The sequence below is a fragment of the Runella defluvii genome, assembly GCF_014195535.1.
GTDB lineage: Bacteria > Bacteroidota > Bacteroidia > Cytophagales > Spirosomataceae > Runella > Runella defluvii.
The window spans coordinates 133876-142424 of the sequence record NZ_JACIBY010000015.1; the positions used below are offsets into that span (position 1 = coordinate 133876).

The window sequence follows — 8549 nt, forward strand, 5'->3', positions numbered from 1 at the left end:
AGTTACCCCGAAGCCGCTTTTGTTTGTTAGAGAGAATATTACTTGTTAAGTAGCTCGTCGAAAGTCAATGAAACGTAGTACATCGAGCCGATAGAAGGGCTACCATAGGCTTGGATGTATGGCTTCCCTCCGATGTTGGTACCACCCACTTTCAAAAGAGATTTGAAGCTAGCTAGTTTGTAGCTTACTTGAGCATCTAAGTTAGTAAAAGAAGGAACGTCCGTATTAGAGAACAAAGGTACTCCTGTGGTTGTAGGAACGACAAAGCTTGATTGCCAGACGAATCCTTGTTGATGCTTGAGGGCAATGTTAAATCCAAATTTCTCACCACTACCCGCACGCTTGCCGAAATTGACGTTGAAGCGGTTTTGAGGCGTATTGAATCCAGAGTAAGGAAGCTCAGGAGTGGCAGTGAAGTCTTTCAACACGTTATTGGCAAAGTTTCCTCCCATAAAATAGCCTTTTGAAAGCGAGTAGTTAAGTGCGATCGAAAAGCCAGTTACAACGATGTCTTTGTCGCTGTTGGCTGGGCGAGAGAAACCTGCACGGGTGCTGCCACTAGCTAGCCCCGAGGCAATTGGTAAGCCAGGAGCCGCCGCCGCAGTTGGTACTACGACTGTTACTCCCCCAATAAAGTTTTGGTAAACGCTATAATAATACGAAGCATCTACCATTAATTTTTTATTAATGAGACCCTTGTAACCAATTTCAAACGATTTTACACGCTCTGGACGAAGCGCCTTTGCTTGATATTTAGGTAAAGTTGCTAGAGCAAAAGCAGGAGCTACTTGCGTAGTTACGGCAGTTACTTGTTTTACCACTTCGTTTTGAACATTCGTTGCAATCGACTGCTTCACTGCATCAGTTGCCATTTGAGCAGCTACTCCTGCTTGTACTGCCGCCGCTGCATTAGCAGCAGGGATTTGACCAGCAGTTACCTGAGCATTTACTTGCGCTTGGACAAGCGCCGTTACTTGTGCCTGAACCGCTGCTGTTACACCCGCTTGAATCGCGGCAAGTTGAGCTGTAACCGCTGCGGTAGCATAGGCTTTGGCTTGGTCAATAATGGCTTGGGTAACGTATTTGGTTGGGTTTATTGAGAAATCAACCAGCGTTTCACGAAGTACACCAGAACTTAGGTTATAGCGTTTGTCAAACTCTGGCAAGCCTCCGATGAGGGTTCCTCCAGGTGTTTGTAGGTCGATGTACTGGTTTTGAGTAGTTGGAATACGGAAACCTGTTTGGTAAGAAAGGCGAATGTTTTGATCCCCAAAAGTTGTTACGGCCGACAAGCGAGGCGAGAACTGGCCTTCAAAGTTTTGGTTTTTATCGTAACGAAGCGAGGCACTTAACTTGAGGTGGTCACCAAAAAGTTTTTTACCAGCTTGTACAAAAGCACCATATTCGTTGATAGGGATGGTTCCATCACGGCCATCTTTCAAATCAGCGAAAAGTGTTCCTTGAGAGCGGAGTTGATACATGCGGTAGTTGGCCCCTACTAACAAATCAATAAATTTGAGTTGATTTTTGAAATTGTAAACGCCTTCAAGGTGATACATATTGGTTTTTTCCAAGAAACCTCCCCCACCTTGAACGATTGACATATTTCTGTATTTGTCCAAAAGCGTATTGTATTCAGCAGTTCCAGCGGCAGGCAATCCTTTATCGGCCGTTTGGCGTGCCAAAATGTGAGCTTGTTCTTCGGCCATCCCTGCCCCACGTGCCGTAGCAAAGGCGCCTACGTATTCACCAAACCAGTTGGCATGAGGTTTTACTCCGTTAAGCATAGCTACCGCAGCCAAACCAGCTGTGTAAGAATCTCCAGAACGCTCTTGCGTAGTGTAGCCTTTCAAGGTAAAATTGTCCCCACGGAGCTCTAGTTTAGCTTGCGTCAAGTTAAAATTACGAAGCGAGTATTTACCAGTCCCTGTGTAAAGCGTCGTTCCAAAACCATAATTTACTTGACCAACGGCTTCTACTTTTTCAGAGATACGGTAGTGAAGTGCACCATTAAACTTGAAGCTTTTTACGTTGTTATCTACTAGGGTATTTTCCAAAAGACCCGTACGACTCACGTTCGCATTGGGAATTAACGCTAACGCGGTAGAAGGTAACAATTTGGCGGCAATAAGCGAGTTGGCAACGGTTTGCATGTTGGCTTGCACTTCGTCGCCGTACGTGTTGGTTCCGTCGTAGTCTGTTTTTGTACCAGCACCTCTGAGTGGGTCAGCATTCCCTCCTAGGTTTAAATTGTCGTAGTTGGTTGATTGCCAGTCTTTGGCTTGGATGTAGCTAAGGTTAACCTTAAAAGCTACTTTGTTATTGAATGCTTTGGCATAACGGATAGAAACGTCACCAAACGGAGAAGACGCTTGTGTACGATTGCTTGCCGACATTACTCCTGTTTTTACGGCTGCGCTCAAACCTTGGTACAAAAACGGGCTTTTGCTATTCATCAAAATTAAACCATTGAGAGCGTTAGGGCCGTAAAGTGCCGAAGCTGCTCCTGGAAGGATTTCTACGCTTTCTACATCAAGCTCTGGCATCCCCACGATGTTGTCGATTGGGAAGTTAAGACCAGGTGCAGAGTTATCCATCCCGTCAATCATCTGAACTGTACGTGGGTTTCCTGTAGAGCCAAATCCACGCATGTTAATAGATTTAAAGAGCAAACTTTGCGTCGCCATGTCAACGCCTTTCATGGTGGCTAACCCATCATAAAATGACGGCGAAGCATTATCTCGAATGCCCCGAATGTCCATTTTTTCAACTGTCACAGGAGATTGCATTACGCTTTCTTCCACCCGCGATGCCGAGACCACCACTTCTTGGCCTAGCATTACTTGCTCTTTGAGCGAAACTTTGATGTCGGAGCGGTTGCCAGTAACTTCTATTTCTTGGCTTTCGTATCCTACTGAGGACACGACCAAAGCAAAAGGTGTAGGAGTGCTTGTTGTAAGAGAAAAATTGCCTTTGGAGTCGGTGATGGTACCAATTACTTTTCCTTTTACCTGAATACTTACTCCCACTAAGCCTTCACGCGTATTTGCATCGGTGATATTTCCCGATAATTTGGTTTGTGCCAGCAACGTACCTGCACTGACTAACCATGCCGTTAAATAAAACACGGCATTACGTAGTGATTTACTCATAGGTTTTTAATTGGTTTTAGATTGCTCTTGTGATAATTTTACTGCGTAATATTCGCTCTTTTAAAGATAATTTACAATTTATACTTTGTATATTCATATCATAAAAGTGTTATGCACGCATAATTATTTGAAAAATACAAAATGGACTTTTTGAAAAAACGCTTATTTTGGACAATTGCGGGAATAATTGGTATATATCCCGCCGTAGAAGCACAGGTTATTTTGCGAAATTCGTACAGTGTTGGAACGGTTCCTAAAGCGCCTGATTATTCGCTTACAACGAGCTGGGCAGCACTGCCTACCCAAAAAGATGCCGCCGACAATTTGCCCCTAAAATCGCAAGGATTAGCAGACGGACAAGCTGAGGCAAAAGCGGATGTCTTCTTTATTCACCCCACTATTTATACGCAAAAACCTGCAGAGGGAGCTTTTGAATGGAATGCGGATATCAACGATGCGGCCCTGAATAAGAAGGTGGATGAGTCCACAATCCTGAACCAAGCTTCGATTTTTAATGGTTCGTGTCGGGTCTATGCGCCGCGTTATCGGCAAGCGCATTATTACTCTTTTGTTACCCCAAACCAAGAAGATAGACAGCAAGCACTTGATTTGGCCTACGCGGATGTCAAAAAAGCGTTTGAATATTATTTGGCACAATACCAAGATGGACGCCCTATTGTCATTGCTTCGCACAGTCAAGGCACGTTGCACGCAAAACGCCTGCTCAAAGAGTTTTTTGACGGAAAACCACTCCAACAAAAGCTCGTTTTTGCGTATCTCGTAGGTGACATTGCAGGGCCACCTGCGCAGCCCAACGAGTTTGAATTTATTAAACCTGCGCGCTCTGCCGAAGAAGTAGGTGGTTTTGCGTCTTGGCATACGTATTTACGCGACTATTTCCCCGAAAAATACCAAACGTACCATTTTTCGACGGCTGTTTGTACCAATCCTCTTACTTGGCGACTAGACGAAACGTATGCCCCTAAAAGTCTAAATAAAGGAGGCGTTGGGTTACGGTTTATACTCCATCCTCAGTTGGCCGATGCCCAAGTCCACCAAGGGCTTTTGTGGATACACAAGCCTTACGTCAAGGGGCGGTTTTTGTTACGCACCAAGGTTTGGCACAGCGCCGATATGAATCTTTTTTGGCAGAGCATCCGAGAAAACGTAGCTTTGCGTATAGAAAATTATTGGAAGAATGCGGGGAAGTAACGCGCTAACGACTTCAATTACACCTATTCATCTTATTTTGACTTTAGATTAATGAATCAACATACATACGTCATCATCATGGCAGGAGGAGTCGGAACACGTTTCTGGCCTTTTAGCCGCAACAACAACCCAAAACAGTTTCATGATGTACTAGGAACGGGAAAAACATTACTTCAGCAAACAGCAAGCCGCTTTGAGGGCGTTTGTCCCGATGAAAATATCTACATCGTTACGAGTACTGAATATTATCAATTGGTCAAAACACAGTTGCCGTTTTTGAGTGATGACCAAATCCTGCTTGAACCCAACCGCCGCAACACCGCGCCGTGCATTGCGTATGCGTGTTACAAAATCGCGGCCAAAGACCCGCAAGCAACGGTGGTTGTCGCTCCTGCTGATCACATTATCCTGAAAGAAGAAGTATTCAAAGAAAAAGTCAGATTAGCCCTCGACGTGGCATCCCAAAGTGAGGTACTGATTACGCTGGGTATTCAACCTACGCGCCCCGACACAGGCTATGGCTACATTCAGTATTTGCCTTCGGAGGGGTTGGTGAAAAAAGTGAAGACATTTACCGAAAAACCGCAACTAGAAATCGCCGTTAAGTTTTTGGAAAGTGGTGATTTTGTGTGGAATGCAGGGATTTTTATTTGGGGCGTGCGTTCGATTATCAAGGCATTTGAAGCGCACTTGCCCGAGGTCGCAGAGGTATTTGCCGAAGGGAAAAGCGATTATTATACCGACACTGAAAAAGGTTTCATTGAAAAGGCGTACATGCTTTGCAAAAATATTTCCATTGACTTTGGTATCATGGAAAAAGCAGAAAATGTATTTGTTGTTTTGAGCGATTTGGGCTGGTCCGATTTGGGAACTTGGAAGTCGATGTACGATATTTCGACCAAAGATGAAGAACGAAACGCGGCAGACGGTAAACTGATGCTTTACGATACCAAAAATTGCATCATTAAAACGCCTAAAGATAAGCTAGTGGTGGTGCAGGGATTGGAAGGGTACATTGTCGCTGAAAACGACGGGGTACTTATGATTTGTAAAATCGACGAAGAACAGCGCGTGCGGGATTTTGTAGCCGATGCCAAAGCGCTTGGAAATCAATATATCTAGTAAAAAAAACATCCCGAAAGTTCAAAACTTTCGGGAGGTTGACCCTTAGGCTTCTTGTAAAATAGCCGTTACTTCGATTTCAATAAGGTATTCGGGAGCAATGAGTTTGCTGATTTCAACCATTGTCGTACAAGGACGAATCTCTCCAAAAAACTCTCCGTGTGCCCTTCCGTACGTTTCCCATTGCGCAATATCTGTCACAAAAAGACGCGTTCTTACGACATCTTTGAGTGAAGCTCCTGCTTGAACGAGCACTTTCTCGATTTTTTCAATGATAAATTTGGTTTGGCCATAGGCGTCTCCGACGGCTACGGGGCCATTTTCGTCGGCAGCAACTGTACCCGTGACTTCAATAATGTTGCCGATACGTACTGCGCGGGAATAGCCAATAATAGCTTCCCAAGGGGCTCCAGTGGAGAGGTTTACTCTTTGTGACATTCGTTTATGTATGATTGATGGGTAAAAAATTACTCGTTTTTAGCGCCACCCTGCTGACCTGCCTTTGGCGGCTGGGCCTGCTGAGCTTCACGCATTGGGTTAGAGCCTCCACGTTGGAAACCACCCCCTTTGAATAGTTGGAAACGCGTTGGTTGCGTCGGCTGACGTGGGAAGCTATTGCTCTCTTCGTCGATGTCCGCAATCTCACGGAATGGGTCTAATGTCCATTGTACCACTTTCTTTTTCGTGGTAATAACTTTCGATACTTGTTGGTCGTTCAAACGCCAGATTTCCGCTGGGAAGCGTGCTACAGAATCCGTACCATCTTCAAATTGCATCTTCACAATCACAGGCATTGGCAAACCACCTTTGTTCTTCACTTTCAACGTATAGAAATTCATCCCTGACTCTACCAATTTGCGCTCGTCTGGTGTTAAGCTTGCCAAGTAGGTTTCGTATTTTTTCTTGTCGGCTTCCGTCACTGCGTACGGGTCGTACGAATTGTAGAAATCCTTCATATCAGGATTTTTCTCTACCACCGATTCTTTGATGAAGTCTTTATCGCGCTGACGAGCAACGGTTTCGCGTTTACTGTTGGCGGTTGCTCGCTGTTCTGCCTTCGTGATTTCAGGGTTTTGTGTGTCTAGGGCAAACCATTCTACTTCCACCAAATCTTGGTCAACGGGTTCGGTACCATAGAACCAGCCTTTCCAAAACCAATCCAAATCCACGCCTGACGCATCTTCCATCGTACGGAAGAAATCGGCAGGAGTTGGGTGCTTAAACTTCCAACGGTTGGCGTATTCTTTGAAGGCATAATCAAACAATTCGCGTCCCATGACGGTTTCGCGCAAAATGTTTAAGCCCGTCGCAGGTTTGGTGTAGGCATTTGGGCCAAAGCCCATGATGTTGTCTGAGCTCGACATGATAGGTACCTGCTTGCTTTGCTCGGTACGCATGTATTCGGTGATATTTTGAGGCTCAGCTACGTCGCCACCGAGATTACGATCCCATTCTTTGGTAGTTAAATACTCCATAAACGAGTTTAAGCCTTCGTCCATCCACGACCATTGACGCTCGTCAGAGTTCACAATCATAGGGAACCAGTTGTGCCCTACTTCGTGGATAACCACCTGAATCAAAAAGTTTTTGATTCCTTCAGAATACGTTCCGTCAGCATCGGGGCGAGCTCCATTGAACGAAATCATGGGGTATTCCATTCCCCCCACTGGGCCGTGTACCGACTGCGCAACTGGATATGGATAGTCGAACGTGAATTTTGAGTAGGTTTTTACTGTGTGCGCTACCAACATCGTTGAATATTGTCCCCAAAGCGGATTGGCTTCTTTGGGATAAAACGACATGGCAAGTACTTTTTTACCGTTGAGTTCTACGTTCATGGCATCCCAGATAAACTTACGGCTACTTGCAAAAGCAAAGTCACGGACATTGTCAGCTTTGAATACCCAAGTCTTTTTACCATTGGGTTTGTTGGCTTCGTTTTTAGTTGCTTCGTCTTGGCTGACAACCAAAACGGGCTTATCGAACGTGGCGCGCGCTTTTTCTAAGCGCTTCAATTGCTCCGATGAAAGAATTTGCGAAGCGTTTTGAAGCTCACCACTCGCACCTACGATGTGGTCATTAGGGACAGTAATCGCTACTTTATAATTTCCGAATGGCAAGGTAAACTCGCCTTGACCCAAAAACTGCTTGTTTTGCCAGCCGTTTACGTCGTCATACACGCAAGCACGCGGGAACCACTGAGCGATTTCGTAAATGAAGTTGCCATCTTTGGCAAAAAACTCAGCGCCACCGCGAGCACCTTGGGCAAAGCGGAAATCGGTGATGTTGAAGTTCCAGTCAATTTGAAAACTGATTGATTGTCCTGAGCGAATAGGAGCGTTAAGGTCGATACGCATCATGGTTTCGTTGATGCGATAACGGAGAGCTTGCCCCGTCTTAGGGTCTTTTACGGCCGTAATTTTATGACCGTAATCCTTGTCAATCATCGAACGAGTCATAGACGTAGCAGGCATTCCCTTTTCGTTGATAGAACTCGTCCGCGTCTGATTGGCCATTGAGTTTTTGGCAAAAAGATTCTGGTCAAGCTGAATCCACAAATAGCGTAGCTCATCGGGTGAGTTGTTGAAATACGTTACTACTTCTGAGCCCGTAAGACGTTGTTTTTCATCATCGATTTCGGCTTTGATGTCATAATCAACGCGGTTTTGCCAATATTCCTTTCCTGGCGCTCCCGATGCGGTGCGGTAGGTGTTTGGGGTTGGCAAGGCGGTTCCCATTTGCTCAAAACGAGAATTGGCGTGGTAATTTGCGGCGGGGGGCTGGGCAATAAGCGGTGAAAGTGCTCCGAGTAGGCAGCACAATAGGGGGAGAAAAAACCTAGTCATTTGGGTTTGTTGATTGAGTTAAGTCGAATAATGATTTCTTTTTCTGAAATGACAGTTTGTTCACTTTTATCGTAAATGCTCAATAAATAAACAGTTTCGTCAATAATTTTAACGTACGTGATTGTGCTGACCGATAAAAACTGGACAGAAAACCGTCCCTTATTTTAGAGAATGGGAACTCGGTTAATGGGACTATTTTTCATATCGATTCCATTTT

5 protein-coding genes are annotated in these 8549 nt (G+C 45.1%); 2 read left to right on the top strand and 3 right to left on the bottom strand.

Annotated elements, in window-relative coordinates:
• Positions 1 to 38: 38 nt before the first annotated feature.
• Positions 39 to 3152 carry a carboxypeptidase-like regulatory domain-containing protein gene (locus FHS57_RS26280; protein WP_183978930.1) on the bottom strand — a complete coding sequence of 1038 codons (3114 nt, stop codon included), beginning with the start codon at positions 3150 to 3152 and terminating at the stop codon, positions 39 to 41.
• Between the two features lie 150 nt (positions 3153 to 3302).
• Here FHS57_RS26280 and FHS57_RS26285 point away from each other — a divergent pair, with 150 nt between their 5' ends.
• Both FHS57_RS26285 and FHS57_RS26290 read left to right on the top strand, forming a co-directional pair.
• Positions 3303 to 4364 (top strand): DUF3089 domain-containing protein, encoded by a 1062-nt coding sequence (locus FHS57_RS26285; protein WP_229601455.1) that lies wholly within the window; start codon positions 3303 to 3305, stop codon positions 4362 to 4364.
• Between the two features lie 51 nt (positions 4365 to 4415).
• Entirely contained in the window at positions 4416 to 5486 is a 1071-nt protein-coding gene (locus tag FHS57_RS26290; protein ID WP_183978934.1) for a mannose-1-phosphate guanylyltransferase, read from the top strand.
• A 45-nt stretch (positions 5487 to 5531) separates the two neighbouring features.
• Here the strand turns inward: FHS57_RS26290 and FHS57_RS26295 are convergent, their stop codons facing one another.
• A complete protein-coding gene (locus FHS57_RS26295; protein ID WP_028522434.1) occupies positions 5532 to 5924 on the bottom strand; it encodes a RidA family protein in 393 nt (130 codons plus the stop codon).
• 29 nt (positions 5925 to 5953) lie between these two features.
• Entirely contained in the window at positions 5954 to 8332 is a 2379-nt protein-coding gene (locus tag FHS57_RS26300; protein ID WP_183978936.1) for a M1 family metallopeptidase, read from the bottom strand.
• Positions 8333 to 8549 lie beyond the last annotated feature (217 nt).

What these genes read in the sequence shown, in the direction of transcription:
- FHS57_RS26290 (WP_183978934.1), top strand. Translation starts at nt 4,416, where the DNA reads ATGAATCAACATACATACGTCATCATCATGGCAGGAGGAGTCGGAACA.
- FHS57_RS26295 (WP_028522434.1), bottom strand. Translation starts at nt 5,924, where the DNA reads ATGTCACAAAGAGTAAACCTCTCCACTGGAGCCCCTTGGGAAGCTATT.
- FHS57_RS26280 (WP_183978930.1), bottom strand. Translation starts at nt 3,152, where the DNA reads ATGAGTAAATCACTACGTAATGCCGTGTTTTATTTAACGGCATGGTTA.
- FHS57_RS26300 (WP_183978936.1), bottom strand. Translation starts at nt 8,332, where the DNA reads ATGACTAGGTTTTTTCTCCCCCTATTGTGCTGCCTACTCGGAGCACTT.